This window comes from Pseudoduganella aquatica (genome assembly GCF_009857595.1).
Classification (GTDB): domain Bacteria; phylum Pseudomonadota; class Gammaproteobacteria; order Burkholderiales; family Burkholderiaceae_D; genus Rugamonas; species Rugamonas aquatica_A.
Map to the genome: position 1 here is coordinate 1 of NZ_WWCU01000135.1, position 383 is coordinate 383.

General features: G+C 69.7%; 1 pseudogene. It reads left to right on the top strand.

What is annotated here, in order from left to right:
* Positions 1–383 (top strand): annotated as a pseudogene (locus tag GTP77_RS29915) (heme utilization protein); the annotation flags it as partial.

A 383-nucleotide genomic window follows, 5' to 3' on the forward strand; every position in this document is an offset into this window, starting at 1 on the left:
CGGCCGCCGTTGCGCAAGGTCTGAAAACCCACCAGGTCGTCGCGCTGACCACCGACGCCGCCGCCGCCCTGAGCAGCGCGCAAGCCGCCGCGCTGAGCACCGCCAACGTGGCCGCGCTGGAAACGGCCGATCTGGCCGCACTGAAAACCGCCGCCATCCGCGCGCTGAGCAGCAGCCAGGTTGGCGCGCTGACCACCGACCAGGTTGTTGCCCTGAGCACCACGCAAGTGGCTGCCCTGGTGAGCAGCCAGGCTGCCGGCCTGGGCACCGACGCCATCCGCGCTATCGAAACGCGTGACCTGGCCGCCATCGGCACCAGCATCATCTCGACCCTGAGCTCGACGCAGATCACCGCGCTGTCGACCGACCAGGTTGCGTCCTTG